At 33.2% G+C, this 19,110-nt stretch carries 18 protein-coding genes; 9 read left to right on the top strand and 9 right to left on the bottom strand.

The genetic code is table 11. The annotated features are described in order from the left end of the window. Window positions 1-9: 9 nt before the first annotated feature. The 5 genes from AC4FQ5_RS05995 to AC4FQ5_RS05975 all read left to right on the top strand — a co-directional run bounded on the left by AC4FQ5_RS05995 (window position 10) and on the right by AC4FQ5_RS05975 (window position 5,109). Window positions 10-924, top strand: a complete 915-nt coding sequence (locus AC4FQ5_RS05995) for a helix-turn-helix domain-containing protein (protein ID WP_491141577.1) — start codon at window positions 10-12, stop codon at window positions 922-924. A gap of 103 nt (window positions 925-1,027) precedes the next feature. Next, window positions 1,028-2,035: an aldo/keto reductase gene (locus tag AC4FQ5_RS05990; protein ID WP_491141576.1), complete on the top strand. Its 1,008-nt coding sequence runs from the start codon at window positions 1,028-1,030 to the stop codon at window positions 2,033-2,035. Window positions 2,036-2,333: 298 nt separating this feature from the next. After that, entirely contained in the window at window positions 2,334-3,230 is an 897-nt protein-coding gene (locus tag AC4FQ5_RS05985; RefSeq protein ID WP_491141575.1) for a helix-turn-helix domain-containing protein, read from the top strand. 228 nt (window positions 3,231-3,458) lie between these two features. After that, a complete protein-coding gene (locus AC4FQ5_RS05980) occupies window positions 3,459-4,022 on the top strand; it encodes a 5'-methylthioadenosine/S-adenosylhomocysteine nucleosidase family protein (protein WP_491141574.1) in 564 nt (187 codons plus the stop codon). A 583-nt stretch (window positions 4,023-4,605) separates the two neighbouring features. Beyond that, window positions 4,606-5,109, top strand: coding sequence for a hypothetical protein (locus tag AC4FQ5_RS05975; protein WP_491141573.1), 504 nt, complete (start codon window positions 4,606-4,608; stop codon window positions 5,107-5,109). A 52-nt stretch (window positions 5,110-5,161) separates the two neighbouring features. On the opposite strand, the gene AC4FQ5_RS05970 is transcribed toward AC4FQ5_RS05975, so the two are convergent. Then, complete coding sequence (locus AC4FQ5_RS05970) at window positions 5,162-6,193, bottom strand: threonine aldolase family protein (RefSeq protein ID WP_491141572.1); 1,032 nt, start codon at window positions 6,191-6,193, stop codon at window positions 5,162-5,164. An 85-nt stretch (window positions 6,194-6,278) separates the two neighbouring features. On the opposite strand from AC4FQ5_RS05970, the gene AC4FQ5_RS05965 reads away from it, so the two are divergent. Then, the gene (locus tag AC4FQ5_RS05965; protein WP_491141571.1) at window positions 6,279-6,932 is read left to right on the top strand and encodes a metal-dependent transcriptional regulator; all 654 of its coding nucleotides are present in this window, start codon (window positions 6,279-6,281) and stop codon (window positions 6,930-6,932) included. A gap of 77 nt (window positions 6,933-7,009) precedes the next feature. Here AC4FQ5_RS05965 and AC4FQ5_RS05960 read toward each other — a convergent pair whose 3' ends face one another. The 3 genes from AC4FQ5_RS05960 to AC4FQ5_RS05950 are packed head-to-tail and all read right to left on the bottom strand — an operon-like array spanning window position 7,010 to window position 10,074. Beyond that, the gene (locus AC4FQ5_RS05960; RefSeq protein ID WP_491141570.1) at window positions 7,010-8,155 is read right to left on the bottom strand and encodes a hypothetical protein; all 1,146 of its coding nucleotides are present in this window, start codon (window positions 8,153-8,155) and stop codon (window positions 7,010-7,012) included. 12 nt (window positions 8,156-8,167) lie between these two features. Then, window positions 8,168-9,079 carry a TssN family type VI secretion system protein gene (locus tag AC4FQ5_RS05955; RefSeq protein WP_491141569.1) on the bottom strand — a complete coding sequence of 304 codons (912 nt, stop codon included), beginning with the start codon at window positions 9,077-9,079 and terminating at the stop codon, window positions 8,168-8,170. Between the two features lie 53 nt (window positions 9,080-9,132). Further along, window positions 9,133-10,074, bottom strand: a complete 942-nt coding sequence (locus AC4FQ5_RS05950; RefSeq protein ID WP_491141568.1) for a type VI secretion system baseplate subunit TssG — start codon at window positions 10,072-10,074, stop codon at window positions 9,133-9,135. 267 nt (window positions 10,075-10,341) lie between these two features. Between AC4FQ5_RS05950 and AC4FQ5_RS05945 the strand changes: the two genes are divergently transcribed. The 3 genes from AC4FQ5_RS05945 (at window position 10,342) to AC4FQ5_RS05935 (ending at window position 13,068) form a co-directional block, all read left to right on the top strand. After that, window positions 10,342-11,133, top strand: a complete 792-nt coding sequence (locus AC4FQ5_RS05945; RefSeq protein ID WP_491141567.1) for a S1/P1 nuclease — start codon at window positions 10,342-10,344, stop codon at window positions 11,131-11,133. Window positions 11,134-11,465: 332 nt separating this feature from the next. Next, window positions 11,466-12,332, top strand: coding sequence for a sigma-70 family RNA polymerase sigma factor (locus AC4FQ5_RS05940; RefSeq protein WP_027385416.1), 867 nt, complete (start codon window positions 11,466-11,468; stop codon window positions 12,330-12,332). Between the two features lie 148 nt (window positions 12,333-12,480). Next, window positions 12,481-13,068: a hypothetical protein gene (locus AC4FQ5_RS05935; protein WP_491141566.1), complete on the top strand. Its 588-nt coding sequence runs from the start codon at window positions 12,481-12,483 to the stop codon at window positions 13,066-13,068. A gap of 109 nt (window positions 13,069-13,177) precedes the next feature. Here AC4FQ5_RS05935 and AC4FQ5_RS05930 read toward each other — a convergent pair whose 3' ends face one another. The 5 genes from AC4FQ5_RS05930 to AC4FQ5_RS05910 form a co-directional block, all read right to left on the bottom strand. After that, the gene (locus AC4FQ5_RS05930) at window positions 13,178-13,651 is read right to left on the bottom strand and encodes a DUF3347 domain-containing protein (RefSeq protein ID WP_491141565.1); all 474 of its coding nucleotides are present in this window, start codon (window positions 13,649-13,651) and stop codon (window positions 13,178-13,180) included. A 58-nt stretch (window positions 13,652-13,709) separates the two neighbouring features. Beyond that, complete coding sequence (locus tag AC4FQ5_RS05925; protein WP_491141564.1) at window positions 13,710-15,920, bottom strand: TonB-dependent receptor plug domain-containing protein; 2,211 nt, start codon at window positions 15,918-15,920, stop codon at window positions 13,710-13,712. Between the two features lie 42 nt (window positions 15,921-15,962). Next, complete coding sequence (kdsA, locus tag AC4FQ5_RS05920) at window positions 15,963-16,772, bottom strand: 3-deoxy-8-phosphooctulonate synthase (RefSeq protein WP_491141563.1); 810 nt, start codon at window positions 16,770-16,772, stop codon at window positions 15,963-15,965. A 200-nt stretch (window positions 16,773-16,972) separates the two neighbouring features. Further along, complete coding sequence (locus tag AC4FQ5_RS05915) at window positions 16,973-17,494, bottom strand: DUF1697 domain-containing protein (RefSeq protein WP_491141562.1); 522 nt, start codon at window positions 17,492-17,494, stop codon at window positions 16,973-16,975. A gap of 60 nt (window positions 17,495-17,554) precedes the next feature. Continuing rightward, the gene (locus AC4FQ5_RS05910) at window positions 17,555-19,045 is read right to left on the bottom strand and encodes a DUF8728 domain-containing protein (RefSeq protein WP_491141561.1); all 1,491 of its coding nucleotides are present in this window, start codon (window positions 19,043-19,045) and stop codon (window positions 17,555-17,557) included. Between the last annotated feature and the right edge of the window lie 65 nt (window positions 19,046-19,110).

The following is a 19,110-nucleotide window of genomic DNA, read 5'->3' as shown; positions in this document are numbered from 1 at the left end:
TTTAACATTATGAACAACAGGAAATTATACACAATAGATAGCATTGCGGAGTTGCACAGGATCTCCGGATTGCCTAAGCCACAACATCCTCTCATCAGCCTGGTAGATTACAGTCTGGTGGAGTATCAGATTGAAGAATCTGAGATCAGCTGGGTTCAGGATCTGTATTTTATGGGTTTCAAAAGAGATCTTCAGGGAAAGCTGCATTACGGACAGAGCCAGTATGATTTTGATGAAGGTCTGATGTGCTTTATTGCGCCAAGACAGGTGGTGAAAATGATTATCAGCAAATACGACACCAAGCCGTCCGGATATTTACTGGCTTTTCATCCCGATTTTATATGGAATACACCTTTGGCAAAAACAATTCATAACTATAAATTTTTTGGTTATGAAGTGAATGAAGCATTGTTTCTTTCTGAAAAAGAAGAGGAGACTTTAATCGGACTTTTCAAAGGGATTGAAAAAGAATATCAGTCGGGGATTGATCAGTTTACACAGAATATTATCATTTCGCAGATTGAGGTTATTTTAAATTACTGTGAAAGATTCTACCAGCGACAGTTCATTACCAGAAAAAAAACAAACCATCAGGTTCTTGACAAACTGGAAGCCATTCTGGAAAATTATTTTAAAGATAACGTTATTGATAAAGGCTTGCCAACCGCGAATTATATTGCCGAACAATTAAATATTTCAACCAATTACTTAGGCAGTTTATTAAAATCGCTCACCGGACAAACTACGCAGCAACATATCCACGAAAAACTCATTGAAAAAGCCAAAGAAAAGCTTTCAACAACCGATCTTTCCGTGAGTGAAATTGCTTATGAACTAGGATTTGAACATTCGCAGTCTTTCAGTAAATTGTTTAAAGCTAAAACGGAGATTTCACCTTTGGAATTCAGAAAATCATTTAATTGACATCCGTAATTTGCATACGACAATCATCATTTTGCATACATCCGGTTCTTAATTTCTCCCCAATTTTGTAATATAAAATTTAAACAATATAAAAATTAACAATATGAAATTGAATCAGGTCAATTTAGGAAGTCAGGGTTTAGTCGTTCCGAATATCGGTTTGGGATGTATGGGAATGACAGGTTTTGGTGATGCAGATATGTATGGCGCAACCGATGAGCAGGAAGCTATTGCAACCATTCATCGCTCTCTTGAATTAGGAGGGAATTTTCTTGACACAGCAGATTTGTACGGACCTTTTAAAAACGAACAGCTTATTGCAAAAGCCATAGAAGGAAATCGTGACAAATACATCATCGCAACTAAATTTGGTTGGGAAATCGATGACAATGAGCAGGTAACCTGGAAAATCAACGGGAAGAAAGATTATGTAAAAAAATCGGTCGAGCGTTCTCTAAAAAATCTGAAAACAGATTACATTGACCTTTATTATATGCATCGTCTTGATAAAAACACACCTGTCGAAGAAACAGTAGGTGCAATGAGCGATTTGGTAAAAGAAGGAAAAATCGGTTATATCGGTCTATCGGAAGTTTCTTCTGAAACTGTAAAAAGAGCGCACGAAGTTCATCCAATCACGGCAGTTCAAAGTGAATATTCTCTGTTTGAAAGAACGGTGGAAGAAAAAGGTGTGATAGAAACGCTGAATATGTTGGGAATTGGTTTTGTGGCGTATTCTCCACTGGGAAGAGGATTTTTGTCTGGACAAATCCGGTCGATTGACGATTTACCGCAAAATGATTTCCGAAGAGGAATTCCTCGTTTTCAGGGAGAACATTTTCATAAAAATATCGAATTGGTGGAAGCCATTGAAAATCTGGCAAAAGAAAAAGAAATCACTTCTTCTCAACTCGCTTTAGCATGGATTATCAGCAAAGGAATTTTGCCGATTCCGGGAACGAAACGCAGAAAATATCTTGAACAAAATATTGAAGCTGGTAAAATTGTACTGAGCGATTCCGATATTCAAAAGTTGGAAAGTATTGTACCTTTGGGAACTGATACTGGCGCAACTTATGATGAATTTGGAATGGGACTTTTGGATTATTAATTTTTTTGTTGCCAATGCCACGAATGCACGAATTTTTTATTGAATGAATTTCCTTGATGTAACAATCTAAGTATTTCTGCAAAATATGATTATTATTATTTGTAAAGACTTGGATTATTTGTATAAATAAATGATTTTCATCGAATGAATTCTCTTGATGTAAGTATAATCTAAGTATTTCTGCAAAATATGATTATTACTATTTATAATAAGCAAAATATATATCAGCATATTTGTGCATTCGTGGCATAATTATTTCCCAAAAATTATTATTTTAAATATTTAGAATCTCAAAATTATGAACACGATAAAATCTATCTCAGCTTTTCACAGATTACTGTCACTTCCGGAACCGAAACATCCGATGGTAAGCGTTATTAATCTTTCTGAAAGTATTTTCATTGAAGATGAAGTCTGGAAGGGTTTTGTTAGCAGATATTATTGTGTTGCCCTAAAAAGGAATGCCACCGGGAAAATAAAATACGGACAGCAACATTACGACTACGACAAAGGCGTTTTGAGTTTTACGGCACCCAATCAGGTTCAGTATCTTGATTTGAAGACAATGGATTGCGAAAATACAGGATATCTGCTGATCTTTCACGAAGATTTTCTGCTGAAACAACCGTTGGCCAGTACAATTTCGTCTTACGGATTTTTCTCCTATGCTGTGAATGAAGCATTGCATCTGTCTGAAGATGAGGAAAATGATTTACTGGAAATCCTGAATAAAATCGATAAAGAATGTCAGCACATCGACCAGCATACTCAGGAAATCATTCTATCCCAGATTGAACTGCTGCTGAATTATTCAAAGCGTTTTTACGAGCGGCAGTTTATTACCAGAAAAAGCGGAAATCATCAGCTTTTAACAAAATTTGAGACCTACCTGAATAATTATTTTGATAAAGTGTCTTCAGAAAAAGGTCTTCTGACTGTTCATCAGATCGCCGAAGCCATGAATCTTTCACCGAATTATCTGAGTGATCTTCTGCGTGTCCATACAGGGCAAAACACACAACAGCATATCCACGAAAAGCTCATCAGCAAAGCGAAAGAAAAACTTTCGACAACAGAATTATCTGTGAGTGAGATCGCTTATGAACTGGGATTTGAACATTCACAGTCATTCAGCACACTTTTTAAAAAGAAAACAAAAATGTCGCCGTTGGAGTTCAGACAGTCATTTAATTAATAATGAAAATAGAGATCTGATTAGATGTGATCTGTCCCATTTTTGTTATTTAATTTTGAAATGCTCTGGAAAACTTCCCTTTAAAAAATGAAGTGGGAGTAGAGTGGAAGAGTTTTCAGCTGATCCGGCATTGCTCTCTGACAAACTAACTACAGATAAAATATTTAATAAGGTTGCAATAATTAAAAATCCTATTTTAGCTAAATTATGATAAAAATTAACAGTGAAATGTCTTTTCAAATTGAAGAGACCCTTTTTGTTTTTGCCCTGGATGCCGAAGCCGGAAACAGATTTGATTATACCACTAAACTTATTACAGGAATTGGAAAAATAAATGCAGCAATTCATCTTACGAAAGCAATCCAAAAGAATAAGCCCAAATTAATCGTTAATCTTGGTTCAGCTGGTGGAATTGGCTTTCATAAAGGTGAAATTATCTGTTGTACTCAATTCATCCAACGTGATATGGATGCTACCGGTTTAGGTTTTAAAAAATTTGAGACCCCTTTATCGGGTATTCCTGTCATATTAAAAAACGGTTTAAATATGGATGATCTGAAAGAAGGAATCTGCGGAAGTGGTGACAGCTTTGAAATGAATCATATCAACACAGAATATAATGTGATCGATATGGAAGCTTATGCGATTGCTTTTATTGCGAGACAGGAAAATATTCCGTTTCTGTGTCTTAAATATATTTCTGATGATGCAGGAAGTGATGCTGCAGACGACTGGTCTGTACAGGTACACCTGGCTTCTGAAGCTTTTGGGAAAATTTTGCTGAATGATTAAATTCAGATTGATAATCATCAGATTTATATCGGAAATATCTTTAGTCGTTATCTATTTATCATCTTGAAAGACAAATCGTAATCGTTTGATTTCCAGCATAAAAATCAAATATTTCAAAAAATGAAAAATATTCTATTTAACATAATATAAATTATAGGACCTTTTGAAAACTGAGTGTAGAGTAGTTTATCAAAGAGAATTCTGTTTAAAAATGATAGAAACAACAACTCTTGTTTACCAATACATTTAATTTCAGCTTACTCTAAATTTCTAAGTTCCACCCAAAAATATCTACTCAAATTCTCAGTAATCGCAAATTAAATTTAAATGTAATTTTATAATATTTACTTTCACGAAATTTCGAATATCATTCCAGAAAAATATTTTTAGACGATTCTCAGCGATTAGAAATTATAAGTTTGGAAGATTTTTTGTTGAATGATGTAATCATACACTTTTAAATTTTCAAACAATAAAAAATATATAAAATGTTTTGAGATTTAATTTTCTTATAATTTACATGCCATTCAGATTACAATCATTATTTTAGCAATACAAATCAATTTAACATAATATAAAAGTCATGAAAAAGTACATTCTTTTAGGTTCATTATCTTTATTTCTGATCAACTGTAATAAAAAAGTTGAAACTACTGCACCAACTGCAAATGAAGATTCTCTTACAGATACTACTGAAGCTGTAATTGATACCTTAGGCGCAAAATCTTACTGTTATTTTGGAGTAACCGGAAAAGACAGTGTTTTTGTAAGCATTGATGATAATTTGGGCACAGTGACGGGAAAAATGGCTTATAAAAACAGCGAAAAAGACAGTTCAAAAGGTGATCTTACCGGTTTTAAATCCGGAGATACGCTGAAACTGACTTACGAATTTGCATCTGAAGGTACAACCAGCAAAAGAGATATTTTCTTTCTTCAAAAAGACGGAAATTTGCTTGAAGGAATTGGAAATCAAAAAGATGACAACGGTCAGATGAAATATGCCGACGAAGCAAAAGTCGCTTACAAAGACGGACAAAAACTTGAAACCGCAGATTGTACAGTAGTTTCAAAAGCTTTAAAATAGTTTAATCTTATAAAACATAAAAAATGCAACTCTATTCGGTTGCATTTTTTATTTATACATGGTCATTTATAATTTTAATAAAATCTTCAACTGCTTCACCACTTGTATTCCATGAGGTAATCAAGCGGACTGCTGATGAATTTTCATCAACATTTTTCCAGACATAAAATTCAAATTTTTCGGATAAAACATCAATAAGATGATGATGTAAAATCGGAAAAATCTGATTGGTAAAAGTATCTGAAAGAAACGAAATCCCCTTTTCTGATAAAGCTTTCTTAATTTTCATCGCCTGTTGATTGGCATGCTTTGCCAAATCAAAGTAAAGATCATCCTTCATCAACTCTAAAAACTGGATTCCCAACAATCTTCCTTTTGCTAATAAAGCGCCTTTCTGCTTAATATTGAAAGCAAAATCTTCTTGTAATAACTGATTATTGATGATGACTGCTTCTCCTATTAGAGCTCCATTTTTTGTTCCCCCCAAATAGAAAACATCGGTTAATTTCGTAATGTCTTTTAAAGATAAGTCACTTATTTCTGAAGTAATTGCATGTCCCAATCTAGCACCGTCCATGAATAGATACAGATTATTCTCACGACAAAACTTTGAAAGATGTTCAAGTTCTTCCTTTTTGTAAATTGTTCCAAGTTCCGTAGAATTTGAAATATAAACCAACTTCGGCATCACCTGATGCGGAATATTTTTATGACTGTCTAAAACCGGCTGAATATCTGAAGGTTTCAGCTTTCCGTCCTCAGTTTCTATGCTTAAAACTTTATGTCCGGTCGCTTCGATTGCGCCGGTTTCGTTATTTAAAATATGTCCTGTAGAAGCAGAAATTACACATTGATAAGGTTTTAAAACGGAAGAAATAACGATCAGATTTGCCTGAGTTCCACCTGAAACAAAGTAAACCTGAGCATCCTTATTATCAATTATTTCCTTAATTAAATTTTTAGCTTTTAAAGAATATTCATCTTCTCCATAACCTGCCTGCTGATCAGTATTGTGACACAAAAGTGATTCCAAGATCCGTGGATGGCATCCTTCGGAATAGTCGTTCTTAAATGAAAATTTCATTCAGTAAAATTAAAAAAACTTAAAATAACAAGACTTAGTTTTAAATATTATTTTGTTAGATTTGTAATGAAAATCATCTAACAATTTGAAAACAACATTAACAGAAGAAAATTATCTGAAAGCTTTGTTTCACTTAGTTGACAATGAAGGTAAAGTGACGATTAACGAGCTCAGCAAATTTTTGAATGTCAAAATGCCGAGCGTTAATAACATGATGAAAAAGTTTTCAGAGAAAAAATGGGTGGTTTACGAAACTTATAAGCCGCTGAAAGTTACCGAAAAAGGAAGACGTGAAGCAGCACTGGTCGTTAGAAAACATCGATTAACAGAAATGTTTCTTGTCAAAAAAATGAATTTTGGCTGGGAAAACGTACATGAAATTGCTGAGCAGCTCGAACACGTACATTCAAAAATATTTTTTGATAAAATGGATGAGATTCTTGATCATCCTAAATTCGACCCTCACGGAGAACCGATTCCAGACAAAGACGGAAATATTATTTCTCAGGATTTGCAAAAATTAAGCGATTGTAAAGTCGGTGAAAATGTGATTTTTGCTTCTGTAACACTTTCTGATGATGCTTTTCTAAATTATCTTACAGAAAGAAAACTTCTTTTAAATACGAAAATCAGAATTATCAAGATTGAAGATTTTGACAGATCTGCAACTATAGAAATAGATGGAAAACAGGAAGTTTTAAGTAAAAAAGCAACCGAGAAAATTTTAGTTAAAAAATAGAATTTAAGAATCTGCAACATGACATAAAAAACCCGAACTGTAAAAAGTCCGGGATCTTTTATTTTTAAAGTAAATGATTAGTCCAAAACGCTCCAGCCTCTTTTCGGATTGGTATTAGAAGAAACTTCCTGTTCGTTGACAATGATATTTTCTTTTCTTTGTCCGATGTAATCAAGCTCACTCAATTTAGAGAAAATAATCTCCAAACTTCTCAACATCTGCTGAATGTGTAAAAGCGGTTCGCCACAATTATGATGATCATAATTGGTTTCTGCAACGGTTGATAACTGATTGAGTAAAGTATGAGGTGCTATTTCACTCCATTCTAAACTATAATTCAGCATTTCTTCCAACTCTGCCGGAACCAAAACCTGTGTTGCATTGTAAAGTCTTAAAGCCAGCTTAGCAAAAGTTTCGATCAGAAAAACGGGCGGTTGATAAGGAATCACATTTCTAAACTGAAAATACATATCTCCGAAAGTATTAACCAAAACCGTACACAACGATTTTACATTCAATGCTAAAGCTGTATTCTGATTTTTATGCGAAGCCTTCTGAATAATTTTGAATGCGTACTGCTGTAGATTGCCGATTGATTTTGCATATCCGTTATAATAATCGATCAAAGCCGGATGACTTTGTACAGATGTACATGGTGGAATAAAGGTTGTGTTGACCTGAGCAATATTTCCTTTAAAATCAACCTTTCCGACCACAAGATAATTCCCTCCCGAATAGCTGCTGTTCAAAGATGAAACTGCTAACAATTCGATATGATAATTGGCATGAGCATTCGGATGACGCGGCGGAATCTCTTCCGGATCAATGTCTCCGAAAGGTACTTTATCAAAAGGATTGACAGAAATTAAAATATAATATTCTCCATCGATCTGATTTTCATCCAGATTCATTGATTTGGCAAGAGATTTTACGCTCACTCTCCTGTCTCTCAGTTCAATTCTGTAACCCGCCAATGTTACTGCGCTGCAATGTTTGATAACAAGCTGTACGTCATTGGTTGCCGTATTATGAACATCAAAAATAGTTTTATCCGTAAATTCATTCGGAATCGGCAACAAACCGAAATTATATGTTGTGATCGCCAAAGAATTGGCATCTCTGATTGTATCTATTAAAAAATTATCCTGATCATTGAGGTGTCTCTGAGAAACTTTCATCCCATCGACCCAGTTGATTGCAAAATGTTTGATTGGCTGTATCATAGTAATACTTTTTTAAATTTGTGATTGTGATGATCTTTTTCCTTCCTCTTCGTGCTGGATAACCCTTTTACAGACTACCACTTCGTTTTCAGAGATATTGTTGGTGCTGATATCCTGATCAAAATCAATATATTTTCTGAAGCTGAAAAAAGATTTTTTGGTATAAAATATCCAATAATAAGGTTCTTTTCCTTCATCTGAGAGATGAATAACAGATTTGGGATTTTTATGATTGTAATCGTCTACTACACGGAAAAACCAGTCTCCGAAAGTAACTCCGGTCGGTAATGTTTTGGCTTTAATTCTGAATCTGTTGGCATCTTCAAGATTTTTACTCAGCTCAACATTTAAAACCATTAAACGGTCAAAGTCTGCTCCTTCAAAATCCGGCGGTTTCTGGTCCGGAGAATATCTCCATGTTTTATAAATATCAACGGGAATACTGATAAACTGAATATAGCAATAATGAAATGCCATCGGTACAAAGAAAATCAGCGCACTTGTTGCAGACATCACCGGAAATCCCTGACCTTTGCTTACCCATGTAAAAATCATAACGAATAAATAAGCTCCCAAAAGAACACATGTGAATGATAATACAGATTCAAATAAAACACTTAATCCAAATGACTGTATATGTTTCCTGAAGAATCTGTGCATCAAATTGACATGAAAAATGCCAAGCAATAAATAAATGAGTTGAGATATAAGATAATAATAAGGATTAAAAAGATTTCCTGAAAACCCTAAAAAACCGGGAATTGCTAAACACAAACTGCAAAGCAATACATAAATGATGATTACTTTAATCTTTATTGCCGGCTGATTTCTTCTGATGGTTGCCATGATGCCCATCATAATTACCGCCAGCAACGGCACTAAAATATACCTTAAAAATACACCTTTTACTGATGAAAATTCCATTGAGTTCTATTAATATTGATTGTGATTGATGATTGTAAATATAATAAAAAATTTTACAGAAAAGTAGAGAAACCAAGCCTGTTGGAATTTCTTCCGTCATCTTCCAGGATGAATGAATACTCTTTCTTTTCGGTAATAAAATTTTCTTCAATATCGACACTTACAGGAAGGCAATAATCGTACAAAGCCTGAAGCACTTTTCTGAAAGGATTTCCGGGAATGTACTTTTTCATTTCATTATAAGGAATCGGACCAATATTGACAATCCAGTTTCTTTCGCCGTCCATATGTTTTCCGCTTGGAATATAAGTGACACCTAATCTTGAGTTTCCAAGAAGCATAGAATCGTCCTCTTCTTCTATTCTGTCGATAATGTTGGGAGTAAAAGTAATTTCCACAGGAACCTGTAAAAATGAGGTCATACAACGCTCAAACCACTTTTTATCTCCTCGTATCTGATGAAAAAACGGTAAAATATGAATAAAAATATAGGCATTTTTCTTATCAAGCATTTTTACAACCGGCCAAAGTTCTGAGAAAACTTTCAGAAGAGAATCTGTATCACTTGCGAGATCAAAGTCATATTCTTTAAGCAATGCACTGATTTCTGTAAAGAAAATCTCAAGCTCAAAAGGTCTGAAAAATTTTCTTGCATCGTCTTCTACCCTTTTTTGCTTTCTGATCTCATTGACTACATTTTCAACATTTTTTCTTGAAGTATTGAGTGATGGCGGATGAAAAAGCCCTTCAGGTAAATAGTCGTAAATACCTTCTCTATAGGTTTTTATGTTGAGAACCTCTTCATCAAAACCAAGATATTGGCTGGAGATACTTTTGATATCTTTCAGGTAAGCCCGGTCATTAATTCCTATTCTGTCGATAAAAATATTGCTGACCGCCCGATGGTATTTCAGGAGATTTACTGCAACTGCTTCAGCTCTGAAGTCTGTCTGCAGCTTATTATAATGCATATCTACAATGCTATTGTCGTACATACTCTTAATTCTGTGATTGTGGTTGTCTGGTAAAGATAATATATCTCTAAATTTTGAAAAATTATTTTTTTTAATTTAAAATATTTTACCAATCCAATTTAGCAATAAAATTTGTGAATTGGTAACTATAAAATTAAAATTTTTATAAAAATAAGTTAAGATTAATTTTTTTTAACAAACCATAAAAGTCATAAGAAAATAACTTTAATTTATCCTGATTTTGAAAAGTCTGACCTATCTTTGCGAATCTAAATTTATTACTTAAAAATGAAAAGTATTTATTCTAAAATGCTGCTTTTATTGATGATCTCCAGCTCTGTATATTCTTATGCATGGGGATTGACCGGGCATCGTATTATCGCAGAAATTGCAGAAAACCACTTATCTGGTAAAGCAAGAAGAGAAATAAAAAAAATGATGGGACAGGAACGTCTTGCATATTGGGCAAACTGGCCGGATTTTATTAAATCTGATACGACCGGAGTCTGGAAGCAGACCTCAGTGTGGCATTATGTAAACATTGATCCGCAAACAGATTTTACAGCATTTGAAAAAAATTTAAAAGCACAGTCCGGACCAAGTCTGTACTCTCAGATCAAAACTTTATCTGCACAGATTAAAGACGAAAAAACCTCTGAAAAAGACAGAAAGATTGCTTTAATTTTCCTGATTCATATGATGGGAGATCTTTCTCAGCCAATGCACACAGGAAGGTCTGAAGATTTAGGAGGAAATAAAATTAATGTCACCTATTTTGGAGAAAAAACAAATTTGCACTCAGTTTGGGACGGGAAATTGGTAGACTCTCAAAAATACAGCTACACAGAATATGCAAAACTTCTTGATATAAAATCCGATGACGAAGTCACAAAAATTCAGTCGGGAACATTAGAAAACTGGCTGTATGATTCTCATCAGATTGCCAATAAAATCTATGCACAGACTCCTGACGGTTCAAAATTAGGGTACGATTATCAGTACAAGTTCAATGATACAATGGAAAGACAGCTTCTTTACGGAGGCTTGAGATTAGCTAAAGTTTTGAATGATCTTTTTTAATGAGAATATTGAATGAATGAATTTTAAAGTCAACTTTTTTAAATTCAATATATAAAGTGAAGCTTCGGTTTCACTTTTTTATTTTATCAATAATTACAGTAATATTTTTTTGAATAATTATGATTTCCATAAAGTTTGCCATTCTGAAAGGTTCTAGTGTAATTAAATAATCTTCAAATTAAAATCATTATTTTACGAAACAAGAGCGATAATTTACAACTAAAAAACCAACTTAGTTTTAATTAAATAAAAAATTATTAAAACATTTGTAACCTTTTTACTATTTGAAACGTATAATAGAATAGTAACTCTATTTTTTGAGAATAAAATAAATGAGACAATTAAAAATAACCAAGCAGGTTACCAACAGGGAAACCGCTTCACTAGACAAGTATTTGCAGGAAATCGGTAAAGTAGAATTGATTACCGCAGACGAAGAGGTAGATTTGGCACAGAGAATCCGCGCCGGCGACAGAGCCGCATTGGAAAAATTAATTAAAGCCAACCTTCGTTTCGTGGTTTCAGTATCAAAACAATACCAAAATCAGGGTCTTTCTCTTCCCGATTTGATCAATGAAGGGAATTTAGGATTGATGAAAGCTGCAAAAAGATATGACGAAACAAGAGGTTTTAAATTTATCTCTTACGCCGTTTGGTGGATTCGTCAGTCGATTTTACAGGCTTTGGCTGAGCAGTCAAGAATTGTAAGATTACCGCTTAACAAAATTGGTTCGATCAACAAAATCAATAAAGCATACGCTCACCTTGAGCAGGAAAATGAAAGACCTCCTTCTCCGGAAGAATTGGCTGAAGTTCTTGACATGAGTGAAGAAGACATCAAGGAATCAATGAAAAACTCCGGAAGACACTTGTCGATGGATGCACCTTTGGTAGAAGGTGAAGATTCTAACCTGTATGACGTATTGCGTTCAGGAGAGTCTCCGAGCCCGGATAAAGATCTGATGCTTGAATCTCTTCAGATTGAAATTGAAAGAGCATTGAATACTCTGACTCCGAGAGAGGCAGATTTGGTAAGATTATATTTCGGACTGAATGGTAAACATCCAATGACTTTAGAAGAAATCGGTGAAACTTTCGACCTTACGAGAGAAAGAGTTCGTCAGATCAAAGAAAAAGCGATCAAAAGACTAAAACACAATACCAGAAGTAAGATTTTGAAGTCTTATTTGGGTAAATAATTTTTAGTTTAAATAATTTATTAAGCGGAGTTTGATTTTTCAGACTTCGCTTTTTTGTAACAATTTTGGCAGTATCTTCAACTAATTAATAAACTTTCAGAATAATCACAATCTTTGTCATTCTGAAGAATAGAAATTAAAATAAATTATGAAAAAAATACTTTTAACTACATCATTAATATTACTTTTTTCTTGTGGAGAAAATAAGTCTGAGAATCCTCTTATAGAAAATGCTGTTGATAATACAGATTCTTCATTAAAAGGTTCGTTTGGTAGAGGTAATAGTGAGAATGTAATTGATAAAATTTATTCTGAATTAATTAAAAATGATAAAAAATTATCGGCTTTTGATGATAAGATTTTAAAAACATATGAAAATTCAACAAAAGCTCTTGAGCATTACGAAAATATTCTTAGTAAATCAGAATCTTATTATCGTGATGCAAATTATCAAGCTAACGCAATAACCGATTCGCTTTTAAAACATCAAGTTGAAAATCAAATTAAAACTAGTTCGGATAAATATGATTTAAAAATAAAAAATGTAAAAAATCTTATTTCTCAATTAAATAAAAATACTGAGAGAATAACCGATTTCTACAATGTTTTTAAAATCAGAAAAACACTTCCCGAAATTGAAAAATATCAAAAAGCACATCCTTTAAAAACTGACAGTTTAAATAATTTCATCAAAAAACAAAATCAATTATTAATTGAGTTGAAAAATTTAAAATAAATGAATTTCATCTTAATAATAGGAGCTATCATAATGACCAAAAAATCTTAAAATGAAAAAAGAAACCCAAATTGAGTTTCTTTTTTCATTTTTATATGATTTCAAAATTTTATTTAATTTCAGACTTTACCGAACCACAGTCAAGCATCGATTTTCCGTAATAAGGATTGACGATTTGCTTTTCGTTACTCAGCCAGCTTCCTTTTGCCATCGGACAATATTGTACGAAAATAGTTTTATCAGAAAGCTTATTTTCTTTAGCCAAACCAATCATGACATCTGATAAATTGTAAAATGCTTTTCTTTGAGTTTCAATATTTTTTCCTTGAGCTATTGTTGTTGCATCAGCTTTTAATAAAGTTAATTGCTTTTCTGCAATCGTTTTAGAATTAACGGTTTTTGCAGTTTTTAAAAATTCTCCTGCAGCCATTGATGTTTTTTTTACATCATCTGAAGCTAAAGCTGATTTTACAGAAATATAATTTTGGTAAAGCTTCGCCAGTTGCGGGCTCGATTTTGACTGTGCATTTGCCGAAACAAAAGCTATTATTGTCAACAGAAATATAAAAATATGTTTTTTCATTTTTTTAAATTTAGAATTTCTAATAGATTTTCAGAGATTTCTGTAAATCTCGTTTATGTTATTTTATTTTAAACTCAAGTTTCACATTAAAGAATCTGCCCGTCAAACGTACCGGAACCGGATACATTAAGTTTGTATTCGCATCAGTAATCCATTGGTTGGAAACGGTATTGTTGATATTAAATGCATTGAAAACCTGTACTCCTAAGGTCAGCTCATCAAAATTACTTAGAAAACCATAAGTTTGTTTCTTTTCCTTAGCATCAACAAATGCATAGGAAAGTCCTAAATCTACCCTTTTGTAAGAAGGTAAAGTCTTTTGATATTGATAAGGATCTGTAAAAACAGGCGCTCCGTTTGGCAATCCCATTGCGTAAGTTAAAGTAAGATTTACACGCATTTGTGGAAATCTTGGCATATAATCCTGATAAAACATTGCAAATCTGAATCTTTGGTCAGTCGGTCTTGGAATATCTCCTCTCCCATCAATGTTCTCATAAACTCTTGCATAACTTGCAGATAACCAAGAATCTACACCGGGAACAAACTCACCAAACAATCTTGTATCAATTCCGTAAGCATATCCTGAAGCATTATTTTTTCCTGAATAACGGATTCTCACATTATCCATGTAATATGGAATCAGATTATCCATTTTTTTATAGTACAATTCTGTCGTCAGTTTGAAAGGTCTGTCCTCAAATTCAAATTCATATTCATTGGCTAAAATTGCCTGAATAGAACGTTGAGATTTAATATTTGGATTAAAATTCCCATTCAAATCCTTAATTTCTTTATAAAAAGGTGCCTGATAATAAACACCTCCGGAAAGTCTAAACCACATTTCGTTATCCCAATCTGGTTTTATTGCAAATTGTGCTCTCGGTGAGAATATCGTTTCATCATTAAAACTCCAATGCGCCACTCTCGCTCCTCCGTTGACTAAAACTTTACTTGATCCCCAGAAAAACTTCTGAGAATATTGTACATATGCTGATAATCTTGTAGGTTCGATGTGATTATTTCCTTGAATGCTGTAAAAAAGATCCAGTTCTGAAGCATCAGGAAATCTTGGATCATCAATGGGATGCGGAATACTATAACCGGAAGAGTCAACTAATTTATATTCATTGGTTAAATCACTAAGGTTTTCTTTTTCAAATTTAAATCCTACCTCAATATCGGTATTGACATTCGGTGAAAAACGGGTTCTGAACTGCGTTCCGTATGTTCTTACAAAAAGATCATTTCTCGCGTGTTCTATTTGTCCGCCAACATCATAAGACGTAACCGGATTTCCTGTGATCGGATCAAAAGTCTGTAAAATATAGCTTGAAGCAATCGTGTAATATTCTCTTTCTCTGTTCTGATACGCAAAACTGTCTAAAGTAAATCTCCATTTATCAGACGGTTTATAGTTCATCGAGAATGTTCCCATCATATTTTTGTACTGATCATTTTCTTTACCATTATAAAAAACAGAAAGATTGATTGGTCTTTGTAAAGATCCAAAGTCTACAGATCGTTCCTTAGGAAACATTTCGTAGTCATTCTTTGAATAATAACCAATAAATGACATCGTAAATTTATCACTCACATGGTAATTCAGATACGTCTGAAAATCAAAGTATTTCGGGTTAAAATCTGTATCTTCATTCAGCGTATTCAAAACCAGATTGGTATTTCTATATCTTCCTGAAAATAAAGCCGTTAATTTTTTCTTTTTTGATGCTAAACCTGTTGTCAGTCTTCCACCGATCAAACTTGCTTCACCGGAAAGTTCAAATTTTTCCGGTTCGCGGTAATAAATATTTAATGCTGAAGACATTTTATCACCATATCTCGGCTCAAAACCTCCTGCAGAAAAATTCACCGTAGAAACCATATCCGGATTGATGATGCTTAAACCTTCCTGCTGAGAATTTCTGATCAGAAAAGGTCTGTAGATCTCAATATCATTGATATAAATAAGGTTTTCGTCATAGTTTCCACCACGCACCATGTATTGCGAAGACAGCTCCGTATTTGAGTTTACAGAAGGTAAAGTTTTGATAATTGCTTCGATACCCCCGGAAACGCTTGCAACATTCTGAGCATCTTTGGCAGATATTTTTACTGTTGTAATGTCATTCGTACTTCCAACTGCTTTTTTCTGGAAAACGACCTCTTCAATATCTGTTGTTCTTGTTTTTGCTGTATCTCGCTTTTTAGCTTGGGAGAATACTAACATGGGAACCATAAGGCTCAGTGGTAAAACTAGTTTTTTCAAAAGAAATGTTTTAGAATTCTAAAATTAATGATTTTTTAACAATTACAAAATGGATTCTCTAACTCTTGTCAGTTTTTGTAACAAATCTTCTAATAAATCCAATCGAAGCATATTTGCACCATCAGATAAAGCGGTTTCAGGTGTAGGATGCGTTTCAATGAAAATTCCGTCTGCGCCAACCGCAATTCCGGCTTTGGCAACGGTTTCTATTAAATCGGGTCTTCCTCCAGTAACTCCTGAACTTTGATTGGGCTGTTGTAAAGAATGAGTCACATCCAAAATTACCGGAGCGTAAGCTCTCATTGTAGGAATCCCTCTGTAATCAACGATCAAATCGGTATATCCGAAGGAATTTCCTCTCTCAATGATTGCCACTTTTTCATTACCAGAATCTGTCACTTTCTGTACGGCAAATTTCATCGATTCCGGAGAAAGAAACTGTCCTTTTTTCAATGAGACACATTTTCCTGTTTTTGCAGCAGCAATCAGTAAGTCGGTTTGACGAACCAAAAATGCAGGGATTTGTAAAACATCTACATATTGCGCCGCCAAAGCAGCATGTTCATTTTCGTGAATATCTGTCGTGGTCGGAATGTTGAACGTCTCTCCAACCTTTTTAAGAATTTCCAAAGATTTTTCTTCGCCAATTGTTGTGAAAGAGTCTACTCTGCTTCTATTGGCTTTTTTAAAACTTCCTTTAAAAATATATGGAATATTGTATTTATTGGTCAGTTCAATTACTTTTTCGGCAATTCTCAAAGCCATATCTTCACCTTCGATGATGCATGGTCCTGCAATTAAAAAAAAGTTTTTTGAATCTTTGTGTTGTATGTTGTCTAAATACTGAATCATTTTATTTGAATTAAAAAGTTCAGTAAAAATACTTATAAAGTTTCAGAATTGGAAATTATTTATTCCAGTAATATTTATACTATTTAAACTGATTCTAGCGAATTTTTTTGCCACGAATTCAAAAATTTATAAATCTTATGTGGTAGAAAAAGAAATAATTTTAAGAAAAAAATGAACAATCAAATTTGGTGAATTCGTTGCTATTTTTTCAAAATCTTCTCAAAAGTGTTGATATTTCTACTTGTAAACTGATCTTTCATATTTTTTCTGCCTAAAATTTTCCCGAATGTAGAATCTAACGTATTTCCCTTCGGAACTTGCCAGTAAAAAATATCATTGACAATCTTTCCATCTTCATTTTCTGTTTTTGTGGCATTTTCAAATTCTTTCATTAAAACTTTTTCAACTTCATTGTGACCGACAAAAGCATAGATATGTAAGTCTTCGTTTTTCTCAAATGGATTTGAATTCCAGAAGTTTTCAATTTCTTCCTGAGATTTTACAAATAAAAAAGCTTCATAACTGAAATGTTCGGACATTGCTTTTTCAAGAATTGCTTTTAATTCTTCAGAATTTTTATCAGACGAAAAAATAATATTACCGGAAGCCAGAACCGAAACAACATCTTTCATTCCTGCATTTTTAAAAACCTCGCAGACTTCCGCCATTTTCATGTTGGTTCCTTTTACGTTGACACCGCGGAGGAAAGCACAGTATTTCATAGTTTTAGAGTTTTAGAGTTTTAGAGTAGAATTTAATCTTTAATCTTTAATCTTTAATCTTTAATCTTTAATCTTTTCGTACAAATTATAATCAGTTCCGGAAGGTTTAAGTTTATAGATTTTCTCCAGAATTTTATTATCGCTTTGTAAATGATTTTTTATTCTGAATTCATTCAACAGTTTGTAATGAGTTTTGTAATAAAGACTGTCTTTTCCTTCAAATAAACTGTTGTAAGATAAGAGATATTTTGGTTTTCTTTTTTTGACAGTATTCAGCCAATAATTGGGTTTATCTTTTTTGATTTCTTCCTGAATTTGTTTGTCAACCAATCCAACTTCATCGATTGCTTTTAAACCTGAAAAATAAGGAATATAACCAGCTGGTTCGAGCAAAATCCATTGTTTTTTGTCTTTCTCGTAATTATTTAGAAATATTCCGATTGATCGTCTGTAATTCCATTCTCCGTTTCCGGTTGCTATAGAATGTATGGTCTGGAAAGCCAACATCGGTACAATATAAAAAATAATTAATGCTGAAAGCCACCAGTTTCTTTTTACTTTTTGTTCTATAACAAATATCAAAACCGGAACGAAAAGTAAAATTTGCGGAACCCAATAATACCAGTCAAAAAGACTTTTCTGTGAAAGAAAAATGATTTGTTTTATCCATGCAAATAGGAAAATAATCCAAAGGAAATAATTTCTTTTTTCTCTTTGTCTGATCAGGAATATAAAGCACAGCAATTCAAAAACTGCGATAATAATTGTAAACGGATTGAAGTCACCCGGAAGCTTCAGCATTCCCCAAAAGTTGCCGTAATTTAATCTGAAATATTCAAAATCCTGACTTAAAGTATAAACTCTGTCGTAAGCCAATTTTTTAGCAACAATTGTATTATTTACCAATTCACCAAAGTAAAACCAATTGAACGCTAATGCTGCGGAAACGCCTAAAATTCCACCTAAAATATAGCTCCAATTTATTTTTTTATTCCAGAAAACATCGACCAGGAATACGATTCCCAAGAAAATTACGGTATCAATTCTTGTAAATAAAATTAAAACAGTAAGCACAATCAATGCCCATTTTTTCTCTTTTTTAAAACCATAATAAAGCAAAGCCATTTCGAGAAAAAACAGAATTCCATACTCCATTCCGAGTATTGAAATTTTGATGGAAGGTGGTAAAAGCCCAAACAGAAAGATGAAAATTGCTTTATGCCAAGGATTTTTTAATAACAAATGAGAAAGAAATAAACTTCCGATGGTGAAAAGAATGGTATTCAAAACCAAAAGTGGTTCAATGAAGTTCTCTTTTCCGAAAATTAAATTAAAGAAATAAGAAACAAAAACATACAAATGTGTTGTAGAAGCTGAAATTTTGGTATCACCGTTGAAACCAATCACTCCGTAATCCAATAAATTCTGGGCAACACGCCAAGTGATAAAAGCATCTTCCTGAATATGATGCGTCAGGAGAAAATAAAGTTTGGCAATTACTGCAAATATTACAGCATATAATGGTAGATTCTTGTTTATGTTCCCGGACATTGCGTTTTTTTGAGGTACAAATATAATCCTATTATTCTTGAATATCAACATAAAAAAACGGAACC

Source organism: Chryseobacterium sp. DT-167 (assembly GCF_058310155.1).
Note: the sequence above shows the minus strand (reverse complement) of the source record. Positions and strands in the feature narration are given on the sequence as shown.

Bases quoted from the DNA above. Each gene is read 5' to 3' on its own strand.
- AC4FQ5_RS05995 (WP_491141577.1), top strand. From the start codon at position 10: ATGAACAACAGGAAATTATACACAATAGATAGCATTGCGGAGTTGCAC.
- AC4FQ5_RS05990 (WP_491141576.1), top strand. From the start codon at position 1,028: ATGAAATTGAATCAGGTCAATTTAGGAAGTCAGGGTTTAGTCGTTCCG.
- AC4FQ5_RS05985 (WP_491141575.1), top strand. From the start codon at position 2,334: ATGAACACGATAAAATCTATCTCAGCTTTTCACAGATTACTGTCACTT.
- AC4FQ5_RS05980 (WP_491141574.1), top strand. From the start codon at position 3,459: ATGTCTTTTCAAATTGAAGAGACCCTTTTTGTTTTTGCCCTGGATGCC.
- AC4FQ5_RS05975 (WP_491141573.1), top strand. From the start codon at position 4,606: ATGAAAAAGTACATTCTTTTAGGTTCATTATCTTTATTTCTGATCAAC.
- AC4FQ5_RS05970 (WP_491141572.1), bottom strand. From the start codon at position 6,193: ATGAAATTTTCATTTAAGAACGACTATTCCGAAGGATGCCATCCACGG.
- AC4FQ5_RS05960 (WP_491141570.1), bottom strand. From the start codon at position 8,155: ATGATACAGCCAATCAAACATTTTGCAATCAACTGGGTCGATGGGATG.
- AC4FQ5_RS05955 (WP_491141569.1), bottom strand. From the start codon at position 9,079: ATGGAATTTTCATCAGTAAAAGGTGTATTTTTAAGGTATATTTTAGTG.
- AC4FQ5_RS05950 (WP_491141568.1), bottom strand. From the start codon at position 10,074: ATGTACGACAATAGCATTGTAGATATGCATTATAATAAGCTGCAGACA.
- AC4FQ5_RS05945 (WP_491141567.1), top strand. From the start codon at position 10,342: ATGAAAAGTATTTATTCTAAAATGCTGCTTTTATTGATGATCTCCAGC.
- AC4FQ5_RS05940 (WP_027385416.1), top strand. From the start codon at position 11,466: ATGAGACAATTAAAAATAACCAAGCAGGTTACCAACAGGGAAACCGCT.
- AC4FQ5_RS05935 (WP_491141566.1), top strand. From the start codon at position 12,481: ATGAAAAAAATACTTTTAACTACATCATTAATATTACTTTTTTCTTGT.
- AC4FQ5_RS05930 (WP_491141565.1), bottom strand. From the start codon at position 13,651: ATGAAAAAACATATTTTTATATTTCTGTTGACAATAATAGCTTTTGTT.
- kdsA (WP_491141563.1), bottom strand. From the start codon at position 16,772: ATGATTCAGTATTTAGACAACATACAACACAAAGATTCAAAAAACTTT.
- AC4FQ5_RS05915 (WP_491141562.1), bottom strand. From the start codon at position 17,494: ATGAAATACTGTGCTTTCCTCCGCGGTGTCAACGTAAAAGGAACCAAC.
- AC4FQ5_RS05910 (WP_491141561.1), bottom strand. From the start codon at position 19,045: ATGTCCGGGAACATAAACAAGAATCTACCATTATATGCTGTAATATTT.